This window comes from Parabacteroides sp. ASF519, assembly GCF_000364265.2.
Lineage (GTDB): Bacteria > Bacteroidota > Bacteroidia > Bacteroidales > Tannerellaceae > Parabacteroides > Parabacteroides goldsteinii.
This window is the reverse complement of sequence record NZ_AQFV02000006.1, coordinates 315581-339509: the sequence shown is the minus strand read 5'-3', so window position 1 is coordinate 339509 and position 23929 is coordinate 315581. Positions and strand designations below refer to the sequence as shown.

Annotated in this window: 21 protein-coding genes; 20 read left to right on the top strand and 1 reads right to left on the bottom strand. The window is 41.9% G+C overall.

The window, feature by feature from the left end; all coding sequences use genetic code 11:
• The first annotated feature begins 432 nt into the window (after positions 1-432).
• From C825_RS01570 to C825_RS01530, 9 genes are all read left to right on the top strand, one after another.
• On the top strand, positions 433-816 hold the full coding sequence (locus tag C825_RS01570) for a hypothetical protein (protein ID WP_010801133.1): 384 nt from the start codon (positions 433-435) through the stop codon (positions 814-816).
• 1 nt (position 817) lies between these two features.
• Positions 818-1240, top strand: coding sequence for a PH domain-containing protein (locus tag C825_RS01565; protein WP_010801132.1), 423 nt, complete (start codon positions 818-820; stop codon positions 1238-1240).
• A complete protein-coding gene (locus C825_RS01560; protein ID WP_010801131.1) occupies positions 1237-1623 on the top strand; it encodes a hypothetical protein in 387 nt (128 codons plus the stop codon). The genes C825_RS01565 and C825_RS01560 overlap by 4 nt, the downstream gene beginning before the upstream one ends.
• A gap of 10 nt (positions 1624-1633) precedes the next feature.
• Positions 1634-2983, top strand: a complete 1350-nt coding sequence (lpdA, locus tag C825_RS01555) for a dihydrolipoyl dehydrogenase (protein WP_009860406.1) — start codon at positions 1634-1636, stop codon at positions 2981-2983.
• 37 nt (positions 2984-3020) lie between these two features.
• Positions 3021-3749, top strand: a complete 729-nt coding sequence (locus tag C825_RS01550) for a DUF4271 domain-containing protein (RefSeq protein ID WP_044215052.1) — start codon at positions 3021-3023, stop codon at positions 3747-3749.
• Positions 3746-4513, top strand: coding sequence for a uroporphyrinogen-III synthase (locus tag C825_RS01545; protein WP_044215119.1), 768 nt, complete (start codon positions 3746-3748; stop codon positions 4511-4513). Before C825_RS01550 ends, C825_RS01545 begins: the two co-directional genes overlap by 4 nt.
• Positions 4503-4889: a ribonuclease P protein component gene (rnpA, locus tag C825_RS01540; protein WP_009860403.1), complete on the top strand. Its 387-nt coding sequence runs from the start codon at positions 4503-4505 to the stop codon at positions 4887-4889. Before C825_RS01545 ends, rnpA begins: the two co-directional genes overlap by 11 nt.
• Positions 4889-5110 carry a membrane protein insertion efficiency factor YidD gene (gene yidD / locus C825_RS01535; protein WP_009860402.1) on the top strand — a complete coding sequence of 74 codons (222 nt, stop codon included), beginning with the start codon at positions 4889-4891 and terminating at the stop codon, positions 5108-5110. The genes rnpA and yidD overlap by 1 nt, the downstream gene beginning before the upstream one ends.
• Before the next feature lie 84 nt (positions 5111-5194).
• Complete coding sequence (locus tag C825_RS01530) at positions 5195-5884, top strand: TatD family hydrolase (protein ID WP_009860401.1); 690 nt, start codon at positions 5195-5197, stop codon at positions 5882-5884.
• A 243-nt stretch (positions 5885-6127) separates the two neighbouring features.
• Here C825_RS01530 and C825_RS01525 read toward each other — a convergent pair whose 3' ends face one another.
• Positions 6128-6454 carry a hypothetical protein gene (locus C825_RS01525; RefSeq protein WP_009860400.1) on the bottom strand — a complete coding sequence of 109 codons (327 nt, stop codon included), beginning with the start codon at positions 6452-6454 and terminating at the stop codon, positions 6128-6130.
• Between the two features lie 511 nt (positions 6455-6965).
• On the opposite strand from C825_RS01525, the gene tyrS reads away from it, so the two are divergent.
• The 11 genes from tyrS (at position 6966) to C825_RS01470 (ending at position 23929) form a co-directional block, all read left to right on the top strand.
• Positions 6966-8258, top strand: a complete 1293-nt coding sequence (gene tyrS / locus C825_RS01520; RefSeq protein ID WP_010801127.1) for a tyrosine--tRNA ligase — start codon at positions 6966-6968, stop codon at positions 8256-8258.
• 230 nt (positions 8259-8488) lie between these two features.
• The gene (locus C825_RS01515) at positions 8489-9058 is read left to right on the top strand and encodes an ORF6N domain-containing protein (protein ID WP_010801126.1); all 570 of its coding nucleotides are present in this window, start codon (positions 8489-8491) and stop codon (positions 9056-9058) included.
• A gap of 93 nt (positions 9059-9151) precedes the next feature.
• Entirely contained in the window at positions 9152-9706 is a 555-nt protein-coding gene (locus tag C825_RS01510; protein WP_009860396.1) for an RNA polymerase sigma factor, read from the top strand.
• A 107-nt stretch (positions 9707-9813) separates the two neighbouring features.
• Positions 9814-10908 (top strand): FecR family protein, encoded by a 1095-nt coding sequence (locus C825_RS01505; protein ID WP_010801125.1) that lies wholly within the window; start codon positions 9814-9816, stop codon positions 10906-10908.
• 162 nt (positions 10909-11070) lie between these two features.
• Complete coding sequence (locus tag C825_RS01500; protein ID WP_010801124.1) at positions 11071-14487, top strand: SusC/RagA family TonB-linked outer membrane protein; 3417 nt, start codon at positions 11071-11073, stop codon at positions 14485-14487.
• Between the two features lie 30 nt (positions 14488-14517).
• Positions 14518-16158: a SusD/RagB family nutrient-binding outer membrane lipoprotein gene (locus C825_RS01495; RefSeq protein WP_010801123.1), complete on the top strand. Its 1641-nt coding sequence runs from the start codon at positions 14518-14520 to the stop codon at positions 16156-16158.
• Positions 16159-16170: 12 nt separating this feature from the next.
• Positions 16171-17685 carry a glycoside 3-dehydrogenase gene (locus C825_RS01490; RefSeq protein ID WP_010801122.1) on the top strand — a complete coding sequence of 505 codons (1515 nt, stop codon included), beginning with the start codon at positions 16171-16173 and terminating at the stop codon, positions 17683-17685.
• A gap of 16 nt (positions 17686-17701) precedes the next feature.
• On the top strand, positions 17702-18553 hold the full coding sequence (locus C825_RS01485) for a sugar phosphate isomerase/epimerase family protein (protein WP_009860391.1): 852 nt from the start codon (positions 17702-17704) through the stop codon (positions 18551-18553).
• Positions 18554-18721: 168 nt separating this feature from the next.
• The gene (locus tag C825_RS01480) at positions 18722-19306 is read left to right on the top strand and encodes an RNA polymerase sigma-70 factor (RefSeq protein ID WP_009860390.1); all 585 of its coding nucleotides are present in this window, start codon (positions 18722-18724) and stop codon (positions 19304-19306) included.
• Positions 19307-19378: 72 nt separating this feature from the next.
• Entirely contained in the window at positions 19379-20365 is a 987-nt protein-coding gene (locus C825_RS01475) for a FecR family protein (RefSeq protein WP_010801121.1), read from the top strand.
• Positions 20366-20566: 201 nt separating this feature from the next.
• Positions 20567-23929 carry a TonB-dependent receptor gene (locus tag C825_RS01470; protein ID WP_228100112.1) on the top strand — a complete coding sequence of 1121 codons (3363 nt, stop codon included), beginning with the start codon at positions 20567-20569 and terminating at the stop codon, positions 23927-23929.

Below are 23929 nucleotides of genomic sequence, written 5' to 3'. Positions count from 1 at the left end.
GGAGTTTAACAGGATGTAATGTTGTTGTAGAGTGTAAAAACTGCTATATAGCAGTTTTTTTCTACTATAAATGAACGTTTTTTCCCCTTTAAACGAAATAATATCTCGTTTAAAATGATTATTATTTCGTTTTAAATGGATTTATATTTTGCTTTAGACGAATTTTGGAGTTTGTTTGGGAGTAGGAAAAAAGAGAAAAAGCAGGATTTGGTGTTAATATATGTTTATTTTTGAATGCTGGAACGACTCTTTTTTTATTAATTGAAGTTACTGAAATAGTGCTTATTTTCTATTTTTGTTAGAATATCGTATTGTTTGATGTTATTTTGTATTATTTGTTTTTCTGCATGATAATATTTTAGTCCGGTAAACATTTTTAATGTGAGCAAAAATTCGTAATATTGCTTATTACTAACTTTAATACATAAGGTTATGGAAAAGAAGACGTTTGGAAAGAGAATAGTGACCCCGAAGCATGTTGCGATAGCGGTCAGCATAGTAATCCTGTTTGGATTGTTCTATTTGAACCAGATACAGTTGATTGCTTATATTTTGATCCTGATTTTCATTATACCGGTATTTTATCCTTATAAGATCGATAAAGGTTATCTGACGCAAGGTAATTTTGTGGCGATCCTTATCAAGGATATAGAGAAGTTATTTGTAAAAGAGTCTGGTAGTGTCGTGATTTATTACACTAAACCTTATAAAGACAAGGAGTACACCAACACGGTCTATCCGGTCGATACCGAAGGATTTGTGGCTGCTTTACAACAAGTAAATGAAGAAATGACTATCTTGCGCGAAAATTCGTAAAATGGATAGAGTCTTTAAATCTAAGATCGGCTGGTGGTATCATTTATTGATTATTGTGCTGGCAGTATTGTGTGTAATATCTGTCTTACATCAGAATGTAGCGGCTATTGTTACATCGTTGGTTGCCAGCGCATTGACGTTGCATGTATTTTTTAATACCTATTATGTGATTACGGCAGACGGAATGTTGCTGCTCCGTTGCGGCTTCTTTCCTAAAAAAGAGATTGCCATCGCTGATATAGAGGCGTTACAACCTTCCATTCTGCCTGTATTTAGTTATTCCTTATCGTTGGACAGGATCGTTATCTGGAAAGAAGGAAAAATGTGGATGTTGATATCTCCGCAAAACGAGAAAGAGTTTGTAAAGCTGTTGAAGAAAATTAATCCGGATATCGAGATTAAGAGTAATGCCGGGATATTATGAAAGCGAAATTTAAAAAAGATTTCAGTCACAAGGCGATATGGTTTCCTATTGTCTTATTTTCTGTTTTTTTATTGTTAGTCTTACTTTGTGTGGCGTTGACTTCACTCAGATTTGCATACTGTGGAGGATTACTAGGTTGTTTGCCTTTTATGATAGTGGCCTATTTGAAACCTTATGAGCTGACCGATATAAATGTACTTCAAGGAAACGGAACGATTCAGGTAGATCAGATTCACCGTATTCAAGAAATCGATAAAGGGATTAGGGTATTCTATACTTGGCCAGGAGGTAAGGCTGAACGGAAACGTTTCTTTGCTGTGAAAGATATCGATACTTTTATATCAACTTTATTAGAAATAAATCCAAATATAAAACTTAATTAAATCTGAAAACATGAAATACGACGTTGCTATAATCGGGGGAGGACCTGCCGGTTATACGGCTGCTGAGAGAGCGGCTGCCAGTGGACTATCCACTGTGTTGTTTGAAAAAAATGCCTTGGGAGGTGTCTGCCTCAATGAAGGCTGTGTTCCTACAAAAACATTGCTTTATTCGGCTAAAGTGTATGATACTATTAAACATGCACAGAAATATGCCGTTAAAGCGGAGAATCCTGCATTTGATTTTCCTAAAATTATTGCCCGTAAAAATAAGGTGGTGAAAAAACTGACTGCCGGTATCCGGATGAAAATGACGGAACATGGGGTTGTTGTCGTTAGTGGAGAGGCTGAAATTAAAGGGCGTGCCGCCGACGGAACTATCACTGTCGCCTGTGGTGAAGAAACTTATGAGGCAGCCAACCTGTTACTGTGTACCGGCTCTGAAACGGTGATCCCACCGATCCCCGGCCTGGCAGAAACTGAGTACTGGACGAGCCGTGAAGCATTGCAGACAAAAGAGCTTCCCGCATCCCTCGTTATTATCGGTGGCGGCGTGATTGGTATGGAGTTTGCCTCTTTCTTCAATAGCATGGGAACGGAGGTACATGTGGTAGAAATGCTGGACAAAATATTAGGTCCGATGGATAAAGAATTATCCGATATGCTTCAGGCTGAATATGCAAAAAGAGGTATCAAATTCTATCTGAGCCATAAAGTGACAGCCGTTCATGATGGCGAAGTCACCGTCGAGAAAGACGGGGAGAGCTTTGTCATCAACGGAGAAAAAGTATTGTTAAGCGTTGGCCGCCGCCCGGTAACCAAAGGTTTCGGACTGGAAACGTTGGGTGTCGAGCCTTTCCGGAACGGTATAAAAGTGAATCAATACATGCAAACCTCTTTGCCGAACGTATATGCTTGCGGTGATATCACTGCTTTCTCTTTGCTTGCCCATACCGCTGTAAGCGAGGCGGAAGTCGCCGTGAAACATATTCAGGGAAAAGCCGGTGGCGGAATGAGCTATAAAGCAATACCGGGTGTTGTCTATACAAATCCCGAGATTGCCGGTGTCGGTAAAACTGAAGAAGAATTGCAGGCGGAAGGAATCCCTTATACGGTAAAGAAGTTGCCGATGGCTTTTTCCGGTCGTTTCGTGGCAGAAAACGAACAAGGAAACGGTGTCTGCAAGCTGATCCTGGCCGAAGATGAAACGGTGATTGGCGCTCATTTGTTGGGAAATCCAGCTTCTGAACTGATCGTGATAGCTGGTCTTGCCATCGAGAAAGGTATGAAAGCCGAAGAACTTAAATCAATCGTATTCCCGCATCCTACTGTCGGAGAGATAATCAAAGAAGCACTTTATTGATTTAAATCTCTATCTTTGCAAAGCTAAATCGCAGCGCATGGATATGTTTGAAGGGTATGTAGGCATTCGTTTATGGGACGGGCAGCTGGTGGATGATGTGATCTTCTCGCTGCTCTTGTCCCTGCTGATTGCCTTTGCTATTATATTTCGCTCTAATTTTCAGCATTTTGTAAAGATGCTGAAAGATGTCGTGTATCTGAAGGAGCGGCAAAACCTGTTTGACGAAACCATCGGTAAAAGTGGCTCTTTCTTCCGTAATTTTATGACTTTCCAGGCTTTGTTTCTTTGCAGTATTGCCTTGTTTGCAATTGCTCGGGCAAGAGGGATGGTCAATCATCTGGGAGAAAAGGATGTACTCTTTGCCATTCTGATTATTTTTTCAGTATTATTTCTGTTTTACCAGTTCAAACAGTTGAGTTATTATTTGTTAGGCTTTGTTTTTTCGCCCCCTGATAAATATAAATTCTGGAAGAAGAATTATAATGCAATTATGGGGTCCTGGGGGATGTTATTATATATTCCGGTCGTCTGGTTAATGTTCGTAGGAAGTAAAACATTAGCTCCCGTAATATTGTTTTGTATTTTCTATTTTTTGTGTCGTTTTGTAATAATTTATAAGACAATACGGATATTTCACAAGAATAATGTCGGTTTTTTATATATTAGTTTGTACCTTTGCACCCAAGAAATCCTACCCCTCATATTTTTGTATGAAGGTATGATTTTTTTGTATAACTTTATTGAGACGAGTACTCTATGGCATTGAACATCAAAAAGTTGCTGGTATCACAACCGAAGCCTGCATCCGAGAAGTCACCGTATTTCGACATTGCAGAGAAATATGGGGTCGAGATCGACTTCCGTCCTTTTATCAAAGTAGAAGCTCTTTCTTCCAAAGAGTTTAGACAGCAGAGAATTTCTATTCTGGACTATACGGCAGTAATTTTTACCGCCCGTACAGCTATCGACCACTTTTTTCATTTATGTGAAGAACTACGTGTAGCCATTCCGGAAACAATGAAATATTTCTGTATGACAGAAGCTGTTGCAGTTTATCTTCAGAAGTATATCGTGTACAGAAAACGTAAAATCTTTTTTAGCCAGACCGGAAAGCCTGAAGATCTGGTGACTGTTATCGGAAAGCATGCGAAAGAAAAATATCTGGTGCCTGTATCCGATGTGCACAAAGATGATCTGTTGGCTATGTTGGAAGCTAAGAAAATCAACTACACAAAAGCTGTAATGTATAGAACGGTTAGTAACGAATTTGCGAAAGACGAGAAATTCGATTACGATATGTTGGTATTCTTCAGTCCTTCAGGAATCTCTTCATTACTGAAGAACTTCCCGAACTTTAAACAGGAAGATATAAAGATCGGCTGCTTTGGTCCTACGACAGCGAAGGCTGTGAAGGATGCCGGACTCCGGTTGGATGTGGAAGCACCTACTCCCGAGGCTCCGTCGATGACGGCTGCCCTGGATTTGTATCTGAAGAAAGAGTTGGGTGGAAACAAAAAGAATGGAAAATAAAAGGTATACCCTTTCTAAAGAAGAGCGCCTGTCGTGGAAACGTTACATTGACCTGTTATTTGAAAAAGGACAATCGTTTGTGGCGTTTCCACTGCGGGTTGTTTATTTATCGCTGGAGGAAGAGATGTCTGCTCCTGTCTCTATCCTGATCAGCGTCCCCAAAAAGAAATTCAAACGTGCCGTAAAACGGAACCTGATCAAGCGTCAGGTGCGTGAAGCCTACCGGGTACGTAAATACGATCTGATCGATCCGTTGACAGAAAAAAACAAGCGCATGCTTATTGCTTTCCTCTATCTGGATAAGGAAATCCATCCTTTCACCGATATGGAGAAAGCGATGACAAAAGCAATCAGGATATTGCGCGACAAGGAATAATGAAGAAATTCTTTACAACACTTCTCCTGTTGCCGGTTTATTTCTATAAATATTGTATCTCACCCATGACACCGGCTTCGTGCAGGTATACACCTACTTGTTCCGAATATGCTGTGCAGGCACTGAAAAAACACGGTCCCATAAAAGGTCTTTATCTGGCTGTCAAACGGCTGCTCCGATGCCATCCCTGGGGCGGAAGCGGATATGATCCGGTGCCGTAAAATCGTTTCCCAGTTTCTTATTTTACTTCAAACTCCCTTTGAAAGAGATATTCTTCCGTCTATTTGTTATATTTGTCGTTCATTATGAATGGATTGAAAAGGCAGATAAATACTGTATATTATGATATACATGCTCACTCGGCACAGACTTCTGTGGCGGAGGATGTAGTGGCTTGTTACAATGTAATTGTAGGAAAAGGCACTCTTTCAGATGTATCTTCCGGGCAACCTGTATCCTGCGGTATCCATCCGTGGTATATCCGGGAGGAGGCGGTGGTAGAGCAACTGGCGCGGTTCCGGGAATTGGCCCTGAATGAGCAAGTGATAATGATAGGAGAAGCCGGGCTGGATAAGCAAATATCCATACCGCTTGATTTGCAGGTCAAGGTATTTGAAGAACAGATTCGTGTTTCTGAAGAGTTGAAGAAACCCTTGATCATTCATTGCGTCAGGGCGTGGGAAGAGTTGATAGCCATCCGTAAGAAATACGCTCCGTCTATGCCCTGGATCATTCACGGCTTCCGTAAAAAGGGAGAGCAGGCTGAGCAATTATTGAAACAAGGCTTTTACCTCTCTTTTGGGGAACACTTCCAGGAATCGGCTTTGCGCAAAGCCTGGCCGGAACGTTTGTTGATTGAAACAGACGAATCCTCCTGTCCTATACAGGAAATCTATCAGCATATCGCTGCTGCCCTTCAAATATCTGTTGATGAGTTGGGTAACCAGGTTGAACTAACAGTACATCGTTTATGTTCCGGGGCAACCGCATCATAATCTTTTGTCCGTATCGTCTAATAGTTACTCCGACATGTATCCAATGACTTTTCATTTAGAGGTAGGTGTAAATCAATTTACACCTACCTCTAAATGAAAATAGACCTACCTCTAAATCTGTTTACACCTACCTCTAAGTAAAAAGACATTGAGAACTCTTCTCCCAGTCATTGCAATAAAATGATCGGATCAATAGGATGAGAGATCATTTTCACATCTGATAATAAGTTCGTTTGATCCGCGTCAGTTGAACATACTGTTAAAGAGGTCTTCGTCCGTATTGTCGAGGAAAGAAACCCAATGCTGGTGTGTTTTTCGGTCGAAATAATGCAGTGCTCCGTTATTACAAAGGATATAGAGTGTATTGCCTGTTCTTAATGTCCCATAAATAGTGGTTAGCGGCATGACGAGGACAGGGTTTCCATCTGCTATAAATACCAGGCAACCGTTCAAAAAAGCAAATTTCCACTCCTCACAGATGGAGTAAAGAAAGGCGGCAATCTCACAGGGGCATTGTTTTGGGATGCGGTCGGCGATGTGGCGAAGTTGTACTAGTGTTTTCTTTTTCATATCCTACGGAATTTTAAGTCAGATATGTTTCGCAACCGCACAAAAAAGGGGCACGTAACATATACATAAACCCTAAGTGTAGGTACTGGAAGACCCCAAAGATGAGAATACATAATATGCCCGTACCCCCACTTATCGTAACAAAAATTACATAAGCGTGGCACGAACATCTAAATATCATCTTTGTTAAATTTCCAGTTTTACACTTAGATAATTAAATGCTCTATAACATTATACCGGATTTCTCCCCGGTAATGGTAGCAAAGGTAGAATATTGGTTTGAAATAGCAAAAATTATGGCTGGCGGATTTATGAATAATTAGTAGGTAGAAAAGTGTTGCTTTTTGTGGATGGTAATCTGCAATTTGGGTTCTAATGTATGCAATCTGTCAACAAAATGAATCTTTATTTTGATGCGGTTGTCTTGTTTATGTTTACTTTATGAATTGCGTATCCACATAAAGTCGTATCTTTGCCCACATTAACTATATAATAATGAATAATTAAAACGATGAATTTTGTTGAAGAATTAAGATGGAGGGGCATGATTCATGATATGATGCCCGGAACAGAAGAGCAGTTACAGAAAGAAATGACTTCTGCGTACGTAGGCATTGACCCGACGGCCGATTCATTACATATCGGACACCTTGTTAGTGTAATGATGCTGAAGCATTTGCAGCGTGCCGGACACCGTCCTATCGCTCTGGTCGGTGGTGCCACCGGTATGATCGGAGACCCTTCAATGAAGTCGGCAGAACGTAATCTGCTGGATGAAGCAACGCTTCGCCACAATCAGGAAAGCATCAAAAAACAGTTGTCAAAGTTCCTGGATTTCGATTCAGATGCTCCTAACGCAGCCAAGTTGGTGAATAACTACGACTGGATGAAAGAGTATACCTTCCTGAACTTTATCCGTGATATCGGTAAACACCTGACAGTTAATTATATGATGGCTAAGGATTCTGTTAAGAAACGTCTTAGCTCCGAATCGAGTGTAGGTATGTCCTTCACTGAATTTTCTTACCAGTTGTTGCAGGGATACGATTTCCTGTTCTTGTATCAGAACGAAGGTTGCCGCTTGCAGATGGGTGGTTCCGACCAATGGGGTAACATCACGACCGGAACTGAACTGATCCGTCGTAAAACAGGTGGTGAGGCATTTGCCTTGACCTGTCCGCTGATCACAAAGGCCGACGGTGGCAAGTTCGGTAAGACGGAATCGGGTAACGTATGGTTGGACCGTCGTTATACTTCTCCTTACAAATTCTACCAGTTCTGGTTGAACGTAAGCGATGCCGATGCCGCCAGATATATCAAGATCTTCACAGACCTGAGCAAAGAAGAAATAGCCGCATTGGAAGAGGAACAGGCCGCAGCTGCCCACCTTCGTCCGTTGCAGAAACGCCTGGCAAAGGAAATCACTGTAATGGTTCATTCCCTGGAAGATTATGAAGCTGCTGTTGAAGCATCCAATATCCTGTTCGGTAACTCTACCCACGAATCTTTGATGAAGCTCGACGAAGACACACTGTTGGCCGTATTTGAAGGTGTTCCGCAGTTTGAGATCAGCCGTGACGAACTGAGTGCCGGCGTGAAGGCTATCGACCTGCTCACAGAGAAAGCTGCCGTTTTCGCTTCAAAAGGTGAGATGCGTAAACTGGTGCAGAGTGGCGGTATCAGTGTAAACAAAGAAAAATTGGCTGATACAGAGGCTGTTATCGACTGTTCTTCTCTGTTGAATGAAAAATACCTGCTGGTTCAGAGAGGTAAAAAGAACTATTATCTGCTGATTGCAAAATAAGAAAAATGCTGAAAACGCTTGCAAGGTAAGATTTTATTCTTACCTTTGCATCGCTTTAGATAAAGCGCCGGATTGTCTCATGGTGTAATGGTAGCACTACAGTTTTTGGTTCTGTCTGTCGAGGTTCGAATCCTCGTGAGACAACACAATCTAAATAGACCGTTTATTATCATATGATAGTAAACGGTTTTTTGTTTATGGTAAGAATATCAACATCAAAGTAGAATGATATGGAACAGCTGCAATTGATACAAAGTAAGATATACGAGATACGAGGGCAAAAGGTTATGCTGGACTTTGATTTAGCTGAGATGTACGGTACTGAAACAAAATACCTGAAACGATCTGTAAAGAATAATATTAGGCGTTTCCCGGCACCGGATTTCATGTTTGAGTTAACAAAGGATGAGTGGGAGTCTTTAAGGTGCAATTTTAGCACCTTAAACAAAGGTAGAGGGCAGCATCCTAAATACATGCCGTACGCTTTCAGTGAGTTAGGGGTTTCAATGTTGAGTAGTGTTCTCAACTCTGATACGGCTATTGAAATAAATATATCCATTATGAGAGCTTTTGTTGCGGTCCGTCACCTGGTATTAAATCCTCCGGTTGACAGAGTAGGACAGTTGGAGAATCAGGTAAGGGAATTGAAAGAGTACATAGAGGATGTATTCGCCGACTACAACGATATCAACGATGATACCCGTATGCAGTTAGAGCTAATCAACGAAACGTTAGCAGAGCTACAGAGCAAGAATAAGGCACTAAACAAGTCACGGCCAAAGATCGGCTTCGTGAAATGAACTTACGTTTTTCTTTTAGGGGGCTGAGAATTTGGTACAAATAAAAATAAATGGATATTTTTGAGGCAGTGTTTAAATTATTAATAGTGTGATATGCCTTATTCTTTGTTATCCGATACTGAATTATGGAACCTTTTCCTGAAAGGAGATAAAAAGGCATTGGCTTATATTTATAAAAAGCAATACCGGTTACTGCTTGCTTACGGTATAAAACTTTGTAATGATCCGGAGCTTGTCAGGGATTGTATCCAGGATCTGTTTGTAAAGCTACATACGAATAGAAGTAATCTGAGTGAGACTATAAATATTAATACATACCTTATTTGTGCACTTAAACATCGTTTGTTTAAAGAAGTGTCAAGTTCCGTACAGATGGAAACAATCGAAGACTTTCTCTTCGACTTTACTGCAGATGAAGAGTTTTTTGATCGTTTTGTAGACAATGATGAGGAGTGGATGCAGAAAAAGAAGCTTGAGAAAGCTATAAAATTACTGTCTTCGCGTCAGAAGGAAGCAATTTATCTTCGTTTTATTCGCGATCTGTCCTATGAGGAGATAGGAGAGGTGTTGGGGATAAACTATCAGTCTTCCAAGAATTTAGTGTCCCGAACATTGATCAAATTACGTGAATTTTACCTTTCCCTTTAAAGAGGTATTTATCAGGAAGTGTTAAAATTTTGCTTGTCTCATCTTTTTCTTTAAAAAGTTGAGTACTTTTTCCTGTAGAAGGTGTTTTTGATATAAAGACTTAAAAAATGAAATCTGCTATAGGGAAAGAACCGAAAATACAGTTTGGGAAAATGATCCGTAAACATCTTCTTGCTTATCGTCATTATGAGGCAGATAAGTATGGTGAAGGAGAACAGGAAAGTTGGAACGTAATCACTGAACGTATTGAAAGGATGGAGCGGCATGCGATACGTCGCAAGCTTCTTTATGCTGTAGCAGCTGCTGTGGTCCTGTTTGTCGCCGGGGGTATCTCTTTTTGGCTGCATTCAGGCAGGATAGACGGACAATCTATTGAGGAACTCGCACAAACATTAAGTACTCAGGAAATAGGGAATAATAAAATATTACTTGTTACTACCGGAGAAAAGCTGCTGAATGTAGATGATGATGCCAGCCTGAAATATAAGAGCGATGGAACAGTCATTGTTAATTCTCAGACTGTAGGTCAGGAAGTCAAATCTGATACAAATGAGTCTCCTGTCTATAATCAGATAATTGTGCCTAAAGGGAAGCGTACCCATATCTATTTTGCTGACGGAACACATATTTATGTGAATTCAGGAACAAAAGTTACTTATCCCGCAGTATTCTCAAAAGAAAAACGTGAGATATATGTAGACGGAGAAGTTTATCTGGAGGTGAAGCGTGATGTAAACCGACCGTTTTATGTGAAGGCGGAAGGCATGAGTGTCCAGGTATTGGGAACTTCATTCGGCGTCTGTGCCTATAAAGAGGATAAAGAATCGTCGGTTGTTTTAGTCTACGGAAAGGTTGAGGTCGAAACAAATGCAAAACAGAAAGTTACATTAGCGCCTGACGAGTTATTCAGCATGAAAAATTCGGAGATAAGTACGCGCAAAGTGGACGCTTCGGAATATGTCTGCTGGACGCAGGGACTGATGATATTTAACAAGGAACCTCTCGATAAGGTGTTCAACCGTTTGTCCCGCTACTATGGACAGGATATCAGATATAAGGGAAGCGCAGGGGAACCGTATTATGTGAGTGGAAAACTGGATCTGAGGGATAGCCTTGAAGAGGTATTGAGACTGGTTACAGGCTTTGCTCCGGTAGCATTTGATAAAACAGAAAATGTTATTACAGTGGAACTGATAAAATAAAATGAATTCGGAATATTAACCTTTTAAATCGTAATGCCTATGGAGTGAATTTGGAACTGTAAAAACGAACCGGATAATACTGGGAATATTATCCGGCCTGAGTTTTCAATTAAACGTTAGCTGTTAACTATTTATTGTTTAACGAAAAAACATCACAAATGTATGAAAAAAGAACATGCCTTGATAAAAACACTTACCAAAATACCTAAAAGTGTTTTCTTTTTCTGCTTTTTAATAAACCTGAGTGTAGGCAGTGTATTTGCTGCCGAAGCATATGCACAGTCGGCTACGCTGACTATGCGGATGAATAATAAATCAATCAAAGAGGTTTTCAATTACATAGAGAAAAACAGTGAATTTGTATTTGTCTACCTGGACAATGTAATTGATTCCCATAAAGTTGTTGATGTAAATGTTGATAATCAGCCTGTAACGGTGATACTCGACCAGTTGTTTAAAGGGACGGATCTCACTTATAAAATTGATAATCGGCAGATACTTGTCAAAAGGAAAGAAGCTGCTATATCTATATTGCCTTCTGTTCAGCAGTCAATAGATATTTCCGGTGTGATAAAAGATGATACCGGTGAGCCGGTCATTGGTGCCAATATTTTGGTAAAAGGAACTAATAACGGTGTGATAACCGATCCTGACGGGCGTTTTAACCTGAAAATATCGCAGGCGAATGCCATATTGGTTGTTTCTTATATCGGATACCTGTCACAGGAAATACCGGTAGGGAGCCAGCGTACCTTTACTATTGTATTACATCCTTCGACAGAGCATATAGGGGAAGTTGTTGTAACGGCTTTAGGTATCAAACGCGAGACTAAAGCATTGGGATATGCTGTACAGGAAGTTAAAGGCGAATCCCTGACGGAAGCCCGCGAGAATAATGTACTGAATAGCCTGAGTGGTAAGCTCGCTGGGGTACAGATCAGCCGGAGCGGTAACGGGGAAGGCGGTTCCAGCCGTATAGTCATTCGTGGTAATAACTCCATTGCCGGTAATAATGAACCACTGGTGGTGGTGGATGGTGTCCCTGTCAATAACTTTAACAGTGGAACTTCCGGTATAGATCAGTGGGGTGGTAGTGACGGCGGTAATGGCTTGTCTGATATAAACCCCGATGATATCGAATCGATATCCGTTTTGAAAGGTGCAGCCGCTGCCGCCTTGTACGGAGCACGTGCTGGTAACGGTGTCCTGATGATTACAACCAAGAAAGGTTCCAAAGCAAAAGGACTGGGAATTACCTGGAACTCAAATGTAATGATGGAAACTCCGTTGATTAAACCTGAAATGCAGAACCAGTACGGACAAGGTACGAATGGCATATTCGATGCCAACAGCAATTATAGTTGGGGAGCGAAGATGGAAGGTCAGATGCTGAAGGACTGGACCGGTCAGGAACGCCCTTATTCGCCCTATGATAATGATATCACCGACTTTCTGGGGACCGGTGTGACGACAACGAACACATTGGAAGCAAACGCTGTAAATGAAAAAACATCTTTCCGGGGAACGTTGTCGTATCAACGTATGGATGGGATTATTCCTACCAATTATCAGGATAAATATATGCTGAACTTACGTTCTACGGTCAATCTCAGCAAAAAACTTTCTTTGGATGCTAAAGTCAACTATGTGAAACAGCGTGGTTGGAACCGTCCGCAATTGACAGGCAGTCCGGAGAATATCATGGCTAACTACCTGATGATGCCCCGGAATGTGCATTATTCGGATATGGTTGGTGGTGTAGATGAGGACGGAGTTGTAAAGCGCTGGACGACGGATGAAGCGAACTATGTGTTGAATCCCTATTATACAACCGATTTTAATAAGAATAATAACCAACGCGACCGTTTCATCGGTTTTCTGGCTTTGCAGTACACCCCTACATCCTGGCTGACCATTAAGTTGCGTCACGGTGAAGATATGTATTGGGAAAAAGGGGATTGGCGCCATGCCTCCGGTACTCCTTATGGAAAATATAACGGAAAAGGTGATTACGGCTTGAATACGAGTGACTTCAGGGAACGAAATACGGATGCTTTGGTAACTGCCTCAAAAGATAACTGGTGGGATTCCGGTTTCTCCGGGAGCCTGAGTGTCGGTGGCAACCTGATGTTCCAGCAAAGTAATTCGTATGCGATGTCGACAGGCTTGTTGGCGATCCCTGATTTCTTTGCGATCAGCAATGGTGAAACGCCTACTCCAAGTAATTATATCACCAAGAAGTCAGTAAATTCAGTATATGGTTTTGCTCAGTTGAGTTATGGAAACTGGATTTTCGTGGATGTGACAGCCCGCAACGACTGGTCGTCTACACTGCCTTTCCGGAACCGTTCGTTCTTCTATCCTTCAGTAGGGCTTGGCTGGGTTGTGTCGGATATGCTTCGTTCGTATGAAGTGAATGTGCCGGAATGGTTGTCCCTCGCAAAACTGAGAGCCTCCTATGCGGAAGTTGGTAACGATACCGATCCTTACCGCTTACTCACCACTTATGGTATTTATACTGTTATCGATGATATCAAGGGAGCATCGACTGCCAGTACGATCCCATTAGCAGACCTGAAGCCGGAGCTGATCAAATCGACCGAGGCTGGTTTCGATATCCGTTTCTTTAATAATCGGTTGGGAGCGGATTTTACCTGGTATAAGAAAAATGCAACCAACCAGATTCTGGCTCTGCCTATCTCTTCGACAACCGGTAAGAGCTCCCGGATGATCAATGCCGGAAATATTCAGAATACAGGTATAGAGATCGTTCTGAGCGGAACTCCGGTTCGGACGAAAGACTTTGAATGGAATGTATCTGTAAATTATTCGAAGAATAGCAATAAGATCAAAGAATTACATCCGGATTCCCGGCGTTTTATCCTGTCGAATACCGATTTTGTGAATGTGGTTGCTACGGAAGGCAGTACGTATGGCGATTTGTACGGGCGGGCTTACCAACGTGACGAACAAGGTCGTAAGATTATTGATGAGAATGGTCTGCCATTGTTGGAAAGCGATATGAATACAAAAATCGGTAATTATATGCCCAAGTGGACAGGAAGTATGATAAACTCATTCACCTATAAAAATTTATCATTCAGCTTTATGCTGGATATGCGTTATGGTGGTGATATTTTCGTAAACTCTCTGGCTCGTGGTTCCCAATACGGTACAACTGAAATGTCGTTGGCAGGCCGTGACGAATGGTATGCCGGTACAGGCGGTATCGTGGTGGACGGAGTTACTGCCGACGGAAAACAGAATACAGTCGCAGCTAATCCTCAGGCATACTGGGACCGTGTATCTCGTGCCGGTGAAGAATTTATCTACGATGGAACCAATCTTCGGTTACGTGAATTGACTATTGGCTATATGTTTCCTAATAAGATGCTGGCCAAAACTCCGTTTACCAATCTGAAACTGAGTTTTGTAGGTCGTAACCTGTGGCTGATTAAAAACAATATTCCGGGGTATGATCCCGAATCTTCTTACAGTACGGGAAACGGGCAGGGTATTGAATATGCCTCACTGCCATCCATGCGTAGTTTCGGTTTCAACCTGAATGTTTCTTTCTAAACGATTGTTGGATCATTAATAGTATTTGATATGAATATACATATAAAATCATATTTGTTAGGTTTGGCTTTTTGCGGAGTAGCTTTAACCTCGTGCGAGAGTTTCGATAGTATCAACCTCAATCCGAACGACCCGACACCGGAGACCGTCGATCCCACGTTCCTGTTGACTCCGACGATGATAAAAGGAACACTGGATGTAGATATGTATCAGCGTATTCACAACCTGTATGTGGATAATTTCGCGCAGTATTTTGCAAATGATAAATATGCCTCTAACAACTGTGTGCCGGTAGAAAGCTGGACACAGGATTTTTGGAATATGCACTGGCAATGGATCGATGCACTGAATGAAATAATTAAAAACTATTCTGACGATCCCAAATTGGTAAATACCGTTCAGATAGCTCGTATCTGGAAAGTCTGGCTATTTCACAGGGCTACCGATTTGTGGGGGGATATCCCTTATTTTAAGGCTGCCGATGGTTCCGGCCTGGCTGCGCCCTATGATCCTCAGAAAGATATTTATTATGATATGTTCAAGGAGTTGGCGGAAGCGTCTGCCGCATTGGACGTACAAGGAGCGACCCCTGGTAAAGGTGATTTGATATTCAATGGAGATATAACCCGTTGGAAAAGTTTCGCCAATAGTTTGCGGTTGCGTCTTGCCATGCGCCTGACGGAAGTCGACCCGGCGAAAGCGAAAGAAGAAGCCGAAGCCGCCGTGACAGCAGGTGCATTACTCGCATCAAACAACGATAATGTGAAGATCTGGCGTTGCCAGAGTTATATCTTTGATGGACGGTTCTATTATGCGAATGCTCATTTGTTCAACGGGAAACGGCAGACCATGAGTTACTCGATGGAGAAATTGCTGACTGGTTTGGGTGGTATCCCGTTCCCGGAAGGAGAAGGATATACGAATGTTCCTGCCTGTGTCGATCCGCGCGGTCCTGTTTATTTTAATGTGACTAACGAGTATAATGGTGCAACTGAAGATTTCCGGGGAAGATGGAAAGGTGTTCCGTCCGGTCTGCCGGTAGCGGAAAGAGAACTTCCCGAGAATTCCCGGACGAATAACTCCCGCATTGGAGTCTATTATGTGAGCGACACGAAGACCCCGGGAGTTCCTTTTACTATCCAGTTTAACCGCGACCAGATTCTGATGTATTACGCCGAAATATGTTTCCTGCGTGCGGAAGGGGCACTCCGTGGCTGGAATATGGGAGGCTCTGCAAAAGAGTTCTATGAAGAAGGGATCAAAGCCTCTATGGCAGAAGCCGGAATTCCGGACGATACTGTCGATAAATATATGAAATCGACAATGCCGAATGCTTACGGGACGACCGTTCCCTTCGAAAATAAAGGAACTTCACACGACTCCCAGTTGGAGAAGATCATCACCCAGAAGTATTTTGCGAATTTCCCGGATAACGGTTGGGAAGCCTGGAATGATTATCGTCGTCTGAACATCCCTGATCTGGAGCCTTTTGTTGCTCCCGAACCGGGTTATGTAGTAAAAGCCGGCGAACGTGACTGGCGGGGATCTGTCCGGCGTATTACGTATCCGGCACAGGAAGCTATTGTGAATGAAGATAATTATAATGCAGCGGTATCCCGTATCGGTGAGGATAAAACGACAACCCGTATGTGGTGGGATGCTAAACAATAAATAAAGAATACCATGACGAACATTTCAAGAAGAACATTTATCAAGACCGGGGCCTTTGCCGCCGCCGGTCTTACCATCGTTCCCGGACATGTACTGGGGCGTTCTTTCGGGTTTACAGCACCGAGTGATAAACTGAATATTGCCGGGATCGGAGTCGGTGGAATGGGACGCCGTAACCTGGCGAACATGAGCACGGAGAATATCGTTGCCCTATGTGATGTGGACTGGCACTATGCGGATAAGACCTTTAAGGATTATCCTAATGCCCGCAGGTTCAAAGACTGGAGAGTGATGTTTGATGAGATCGGCAGTTCAATCGATGCTGTAATGGTGGCTACCCCGGACCATACCCATGCCGGTGTGACCGCCCATGCAATTACGCTGGGCAAGCATTGTTATACCCAGAAACCGCTTACACATTCTGTTTACGAATCCCGTCTGCTTACCCGTCTGGCTAAAAAATATAAGGTGGCGACACAAATGGGTAACCAGGGCAACTCTTTCGACTGGTGCCGCCAGGTGGCGGAATGGATACAATCCGGTATAATAGGAGATGTGTATGAGGTACATTGCTGGACCGATCGTCCTATCTGGCCGCAGGGTTTGCAGGAACCGAAAACGGTCGTGAAATGTCCCAAGACGCTGGACTGGGACCTGTTTATCGGCCCTGCCCGGAAACGTCCGTACAATCCCGTTTATACTCCCTGGAACTGGCGTGGCTGGTGGGATTTCGGTACCGGCGCACTGGGCGATATGGCCTGTCATATCATGGACCCGCTTTATTGGGCGCTTGATCTGAAGTATCCGACAAGTGTGATCGGCAGCTCTACCCTTAGCAACCTGTATTCCCCTCCTCATGCCCAGGTGGTGACTTATACCTTCCCGGCACGTCCGTCAAAAGGCAACGTGAAGATGCCGGAGGTGAAAGTATATTGGTATGACGGTGGCCTGATGCCGCCCCGGCCGGAAGAGTTGAAAGACGGGGAGATGATGGGAGATGAGAACGGAGGCATTATCTTCGTCGGAACGAAAGGGAAGATCATGACCGGTTGTTATGGTATGAATCCCACATTGTTGCCGTTCTCTGCCATGGAGAATTTCAACCAGCCTAAACCGACTATACCTCGTGTCAAAGGAGGTAACGGCGATATCTGGAATACGAATGCACATGAACAGGACTGGATTCGTGCGTGTAAGGAACCGGCGGGTAGTAGAACGGAGGCATCGTCCAACTTCCAGTTCTCCGGACCTTTCAATGAGATGGTTGTGATGGGCGTTCTGGCTGTCCGTCTCTCCGGTTTATACGGTCTCCATCGTGAACTCCAATGGGATGGCGAAAATATGCGTTTTACGAATATTTCCCCCAATGATAAGATAAAGATTGTAACGGTAGACGATTTCAAGGTAATTGACGGAGATCCCCGTTTCGACCGGCGTTATGCCGACTTCAGTGCGGCAGATATGGCATCCGAATGGATCAGGCATACCTACGAAAATGGCTTCTCGTTACCCGATATGCCTGAATAATTAATAGAATAATGTTATGAAACAAATAAAGAAAGTATTATTCCCCGTTGTTTGTCTTTTGTTGTTTGCATGCTTTTTGTCTGCCTGCAAACAGGCGAAAGCGGAAAAACAAGATTGGAGGATAGCCATACAGTCTTATACATTCCATCTCTTTCCGCTGACGGAAGCGTTGGATAAAACTCAGGAACTGGGAGTGAAGTATATAGAAGTATATCCGGGCCATAAGCTGGGCGGAAAATGGGGCGATAAAGTCTTTGGTTTCGACCTGGATACCCAGACCCGGAAAGAGCTGAAAGAATTGGCTGCTTCCAAAGGTATAAAAATTATAGCTACGGGTGTGTATGTGGCCGATAAGTCGGAAGACTGGGAGAAGATGTTCAGATTTGCAAAAGATATGGACATGGAGTTTATCACCTGCGAGCCTGCCTTAAACGACTGGGACCTCGTAGAAAAACTGGCTGAGCAGTACGGCATAAAAATCTCTGTGCACAACCACCCGCAACCATCCGACTATTGGAATCCGGATAATCTGTTGCAAGCGATCGCCGGCCGTAGCAAGCTGATCGGTTCCTGTGCGGACGTCGGCCATTGGCGTCGTGAGGGTCTGAACCAGCTGGATTGCCTGAAAAAACTCGAAGGACGCCTCATTTCTCTCCATTTCAAAGACATTGCAGCAAAACAGGAAGGAGAAAAAGAGCAACACGACGTAATCTGGGGAACCGGTATCCTCGACGTGAAAGGAATGTTGCATGAGTTGAAACGGCAGCATTTTAAAGGTGTTTTCTCTATTGAATACGAATACAACTGGGAAAATTCCGTGCCGGATATAAAAGAGTGCATTCGGTATTTCAATGAATTTGTTGAATGATAGTTTATAAATAGTAAGAGGAGGCGCTGATCGTTAGGCGCCTCTTTTTTATGTTTATTTATATAATGATTTTCAATACAATCTCATTTGAATAGAGAATAAATATGGGATTTTGTGAATAAGATATAAATATAAATGCTTATTTTGCAAAAGGAAAAATCATAAATTGTGCAACTACCAATAGATATACAAAAAGTAAAAGATGGAGATCAGGTTGTTTTCAAATCTTTTTTTGAATGTTTCTATCCGAAATTAATGGCTTTAGCCTGTCGCTTTGTGGATGAACATGTAGCAAAAGATTTAGTACAAGATGTGTTTGCTTCTTATTGGGAGCAGAAAAAGTTGATAGATGCGGACAATATTCAGTCTTTTCTTTATAAATGGCTACAAAACAGATGTTTAAATTATCTGAAACACCAATTGGTTGTAGAAGAATATGAAGCTAGAATACGGATTGCCGAAGCGCGTATAGCTTTTTTTAATAATAAGACCGATTCCAATGATGTATTGAAACAGGTGATCAGTCAGAATATCAGGGAGGTTGTAGAACTGTCAGTAGAAAAATTACCGCCTAAAACTGCTGAGGCTTTCCGGTTATGCTATTATCATGATTTGTCACATAAAGAAATAGCAAAGATAATGGCTATTTCACATCGTACGGTAGAGAGCCATATACGGCATGCTGTCCTTTTTCTGCGGGAGGATTTGAAGGACCTTCTGTTGCTTTTTGTTGCCTTTTGTCATTTAAATTGATTTTTTTTTTGATTTTGACTACGTAGTTTCGGATCTGTCGGTTGTCTTCTTTATATATAAATAAAAAGAAGTATGAATGAAGATCTGTTAATACAATATTTGAGTCATCGTTGTACTCCTGCTGAAATCAGAGAACTGGATAAATGGATTGCTGCCGATCAGGCCAATGCCGATTGGTTGTTTGAGATGGAACGTATTTGGGGACTGAAGGATGAGTTACGCTTTTCGGATAAAAAAGAGATTGAAACTGCATATATCCGTTTTATTTCTGAATTACAGAAAAAAGAGGTGACACATGAACCCCGCACTCGTTCTTTTTCTTTTTTCTGGATAAAATATGCGGTTGCTGCCGTTCTAATCGGGTTATTGAGTGTAAACATCTATATACAGTTGCAAGACGAACCGGCGCAAATGAATGTCGTGGAGGTACCAGGTGGGCAGCGTGTGTCGTTAACTTTGTCGGATGGAACAAAAGTGTGGCTTAATTCACGGACTAAGTTTACTTATCCGACCCGGTTTTCTTCTAAAGAGAGAAGTGTGACACTCCTGGGAGAGGGATTTTTTGAAGTGGCACATAATGAAAAGTCACCTTTTACTGTTCATGTCGATTTGCTGAAAGTAAAGGTGCTGGGCACGAAGTTTAATGTGAAAGCTTATGAGAATGAATCCTCTTTTGTTACCTTGGCCGATGGTAAAGTAGAAGTTGTGACGAATGACAACGAACATAAGGTGACAATGAAACCGGATCAGCAGGTTGCTTATTCTAAAAAGAACGGACTGGTGATAAATGATAAGGTTGACACGAATGTAATCAAATCCTGGACATTGGGTGAAGCTGCTTATATCAACCAGCGGTTGGATGAAATAGTAAATGAGTTGGAACGGAAATTTAATGTACGTATCGAAATAACAGATCAAGAATTATCAGCCGAAATTTTTACCTGTCGTTTTAAAGAAACGGCTACGATAGGCCAGGTAATGGCTTTATTGAAAGATACTCGTAAATTGGATTATAGAATTCATGGAGATCAAATAAAAATCTGTAACCCTACAAAATAATGTGCCTATGATATAAACCGGAATATAAAAATAAAGAACCGAAGATGCCGCAAACATCTCCGGTTCGAATTTAGCAAGTAACTTATTAGAGACACCTAAATTTATTACTAACTAATACAATACAAATGTATGAATTTTATCGTGAAAAGCACAATTGGCGATGTGCTTAATTCGCCGTGGCTTCGAAAAAGTCTGATTATTATGAGATGTATCCTATTATTTTTGTTATTAGGCACTATGCAAATCACAGCTAGTGTGACTTATTCACAAACAGTCAGGTTATCCTTAAATATTAAAAACAAACCTTTACAAGAGGTGCTTTCGATTATAGAACAGAAAAGTTCGTTCTATTTCACTTATAATTTGAGACAGATCAATGCCGACCGGAAAGTGTCTGTAGACGTTAAAGATAAGAGCGTGTCGGAAGTATTGGATAAATTGTTGAAAAACAGCGATGTGAAATATGTGATCAATGATAAGCATATTGTTCTGTATAAAGAAAAAGAACATGAGCTGTCCCTAGAAAAACAACAGGTAAAAATGATCAAGGGGATAGTGACCGATGTAAATGGAGAACCGATTGTCGGGGCTAATGTTGTTGAAAAGGGGACAACAAACGGTACGATAACGGATATCGACGGAAATTTCTCATTGAATGTATCCGGATCCACCTTATTGGTTTCTTATATAGGATATATCAGTCAGGAAATTAGCCTGCAAGGGCAGAATACGATTTCAGTAAGACTACAGGAAGATACTCAGAGTTTGGAGGAAGTGGTTGTTGTTGGTTACGGTGTGCAGAAGAAAAAATTGACTACCGGTGCTACGATACAAGTAAAAGGCGAAGATTTGCAAAAACTGAGTACAACCTCTCCTTTAACTGCCATGCAGAGCCAGTCTCCGGGTGTGACTATTGTACAGGAATCGGGTAAACCGGGGAGTAGTTTTAAGGTAAATGTGCGCGGTATAGGTACTATCGGAAATTCTGATCCGCTTTATATCATTGACGGTTATGTGGGCGGTGATATCAATCTGGTTACCCCGTCTGATATTGAATCGATCGATGTGTTGAAAGATGCGGCTTCATCGGCCATTTATGGTGCGCGTGCAGCCAATGGTGTGATCCTGGTTACCACTAAACGCGGTAAAGCTGGTAAGGCTCATATCTCATATGACGGTTATGTGGGGTTTCAGAATATCAGTAAAAAGATTGATATGCTGAACGCTCAACAATATATAGATTTGCAAAACGAAGCGAATTATAATATTGGAACACCCGATCCGGATTTTTCAACACTTTCCAATTGGAATGACATACAAAACGGATGGACGGGAACGAACTGGTTGGATGAGGCCGAGAACAAAAATGCCTTGATCCAGAACCATTCACTCAATATCGTAGGAGGAACGGAGCAATCGATTTATTCGATTGGTATTTCAGATACGGAACAGGAAGGTATCATAGGTCAGCCTATTGTTCCGAAATATACCCGTTATGCTCTACGTATTAATACCGAACATTCTATCATTAAAAACAAGTCGCATGATATCTTAAAGTTCGGTGAAACATTGCTCTATACCTATAAAAAGGAGGATGGAGAATTCGGTACTGGCAATAAGTTCAACAATTCCCTCCGTTCCATTTTGCAGGCAAACCCACTGATGCCCCTTATGAATGAAAAGGGAGATTATCATGAGGCGTTGACTTATGATACTCCGACTCCCAACCCTATCGGTAATTATTACTATAACAATGCGCAGGTTGTAAATAAGAGAAACTCCCTGATTGGTAGTATATATGCTGAAGTCCAGCCGATTAAAAATCTTGTATTCAAGACTAATTTCGGATTTTCGTTTAATACTCATTCTCGTCGGGCGTATGGACCGGTGTATTATTTGTGTCCTACTTTATATCGTAATGAAGCGACAGTGGCTCAGGGGCAGGAGCAACGTTACGGATATCAATGGGAAAACACATTGTCTTATCGGTTCAAAATTAAAGACGATCACAATTTCAGTGCGCTTATCGGGCAATCTATTGATAAGGCAAATTTAGGAGAAAGCATTAGTGGAGGAAACAAAAATACTAGCTTTGAAGGTTTGGACTATGCTTACTTGAGTAATATTCAAACTTTCGACCCGAGTGGAACGTATGTTGGAGGTGCGCCATTCAATGAAACAGCGATCTCTTCTTTTTTCGGACGTGTGAACTACGACTTTAGAGAGACTTATCTGTTGTCTTTGATTATGCGTGCTGATGGTTCTTCCAATTTTGCGCGTGGCAATCGTTGGGGATATTTTCCGTCTGTATCTGCCGGTTGGGTGATGAGCAATGAGAAGTTTATGGAATCGACGAAAACTTGGATGGACTTTCTCAAAATCCGTGTTAGTTGGGGACAGAACGGTAATCAGGATATTGCTCCTTTCCAATATATGGCACTCTATTCATTCAATAATTCCTATTATTTCTTCAGCAAAGATAAGAGTACGTGGACAGTGGGAGCTTACCCCAGTATTTTGCAAAATAAAGATGTTACCTGGGAAACCTCCGAACAGTTCGACTTGGGATTCGACTCACGTTTCTTTGACGGGCGTTTGGGCCTTACTTTTGATTGGTATCAGAAAAAGACGAAAGATTGGCTTGTACAGGCTCCTATTTTGGCCTCTTACGGTGCTGGTGCTCCGTATATTAATGGGGGAGATGTGAAAAATAATGGTATAGAACTTTCGCTTAACTGGAATGATCATGTTGGAAGTTTCAACTATGGAGCAACATTTAATGTGGGTGTCAATAAGAACAAGGTGACCCGTATCGCTAATAATGAAGGTTATATTGATGGCGAGGCTAGTTCCTTTGTTACGAATTTTGTTTCTATCTATCGTGCACAAGAAGGATATCCGATCGGATATTTTTATGGATACAAAACAGATGGTGTGTTCCAGAATTACGAACAGATAGATAATTATCCAGGGGCGAAACTGAATGACGCCAAACCGGGAGATTTGATTTACTTGGATACTAACGATGATGGAAGGATAGATGCCGATGATCGGGTTATGATTGGAGATCCTAACCCAAATGCAACGTTTGGTCTTACTTTGAATTTCGCTTACAAAGGTTTCGATCTTCTTGTTGTAACCAGTGGAGTTTTGGGAAATCAGATTGCTACCACTTATAAAGATGTGAACAATTATAAACAAAACTGGCCTGTACATGTGTACGAAAATCGTTGGCATGGTGAAGGAACCTCCAATCGTTATCCACGGATTGATGCTGCTTCTACTCGTAACTGGAATGATTTTTCTGACATTTATATTGAAAACGGCGATTATTTACGTATACAGAACGTTACCTTAGGGTATGACTTCAAGCAGTTATTCCCCAAAATGCCTCTGAGTCAGGCGCGACTGTATATGACGGTACAGAATTTGTACACCTTTACCGGTTATTATGGCATGGAGCCGGAAATCGGTTTCGGTATGAACTATTGGGCGAAAGGTATTGATGTCGGTATGTATCCGACTCCTAGAACATTGTTATTTGGTGCTAATATTAAATTCTAA

Excerpts from the sequence above, each read along its gene's own strand:
- C825_RS01565 (WP_010801132.1), top strand. The coding sequence starts at position 818 with ATGGATAGAGTCTTTAAATCTAAGATCGGCTGGTGGTATCATTTATTG.
- C825_RS01500 (WP_010801124.1), top strand. The coding sequence starts at position 11,071 with ATGAAAAAAGAACATGCCTTGATAAAAACACTTACCAAAATACCTAAA.
- lpdA (WP_009860406.1), top strand. The coding sequence starts at position 1,634 with ATGAAATACGACGTTGCTATAATCGGGGGAGGACCTGCCGGTTATACG.
- tyrS (WP_010801127.1), top strand. The coding sequence starts at position 6,966 with ATGAATTTTGTTGAAGAATTAAGATGGAGGGGCATGATTCATGATATG.
- C825_RS01505 (WP_010801125.1), top strand. The coding sequence starts at position 9,814 with ATGAAATCTGCTATAGGGAAAGAACCGAAAATACAGTTTGGGAAAATG.
- C825_RS01495 (WP_010801123.1), top strand. The coding sequence starts at position 14,518 with ATGAATATACATATAAAATCATATTTGTTAGGTTTGGCTTTTTGCGGA.
- C825_RS01475 (WP_010801121.1), top strand. The coding sequence starts at position 19,379 with ATGAATGAAGATCTGTTAATACAATATTTGAGTCATCGTTGTACTCCT.
- C825_RS01510 (WP_009860396.1), top strand. The coding sequence starts at position 9,152 with ATGCCTTATTCTTTGTTATCCGATACTGAATTATGGAACCTTTTCCTG.
- C825_RS01470 (WP_228100112.1), top strand. The coding sequence starts at position 20,567 with ATGAGATGTATCCTATTATTTTTGTTATTAGGCACTATGCAAATCACA.
- rnpA (WP_009860403.1), top strand. The coding sequence starts at position 4,503 with ATGGAAAATAAAAGGTATACCCTTTCTAAAGAAGAGCGCCTGTCGTGG.
- C825_RS01570 (WP_010801133.1), top strand. The coding sequence starts at position 433 with ATGGAAAAGAAGACGTTTGGAAAGAGAATAGTGACCCCGAAGCATGTT.
- C825_RS01525 (WP_009860400.1), bottom strand. The coding sequence starts at position 6,454 with ATGAAAAAGAAAACACTAGTACAACTTCGCCACATCGCCGACCGCATC.
- C825_RS01485 (WP_009860391.1), top strand. The coding sequence starts at position 17,702 with ATGAAACAAATAAAGAAAGTATTATTCCCCGTTGTTTGTCTTTTGTTG.
- C825_RS01560 (WP_010801131.1), top strand. The coding sequence starts at position 1,237 with ATGAAAGCGAAATTTAAAAAAGATTTCAGTCACAAGGCGATATGGTTT.
- C825_RS01530 (WP_009860401.1), top strand. The coding sequence starts at position 5,195 with ATGAATGGATTGAAAAGGCAGATAAATACTGTATATTATGATATACAT.
- C825_RS01515 (WP_010801126.1), top strand. The coding sequence starts at position 8,489 with ATGGAACAGCTGCAATTGATACAAAGTAAGATATACGAGATACGAGGG.
- C825_RS01490 (WP_010801122.1), top strand. The coding sequence starts at position 16,171 with ATGACGAACATTTCAAGAAGAACATTTATCAAGACCGGGGCCTTTGCC.
- C825_RS01550 (WP_044215052.1), top strand. The coding sequence starts at position 3,021 with ATGGATATGTTTGAAGGGTATGTAGGCATTCGTTTATGGGACGGGCAG.
- yidD (WP_009860402.1), top strand. The coding sequence starts at position 4,889 with ATGAAGAAATTCTTTACAACACTTCTCCTGTTGCCGGTTTATTTCTAT.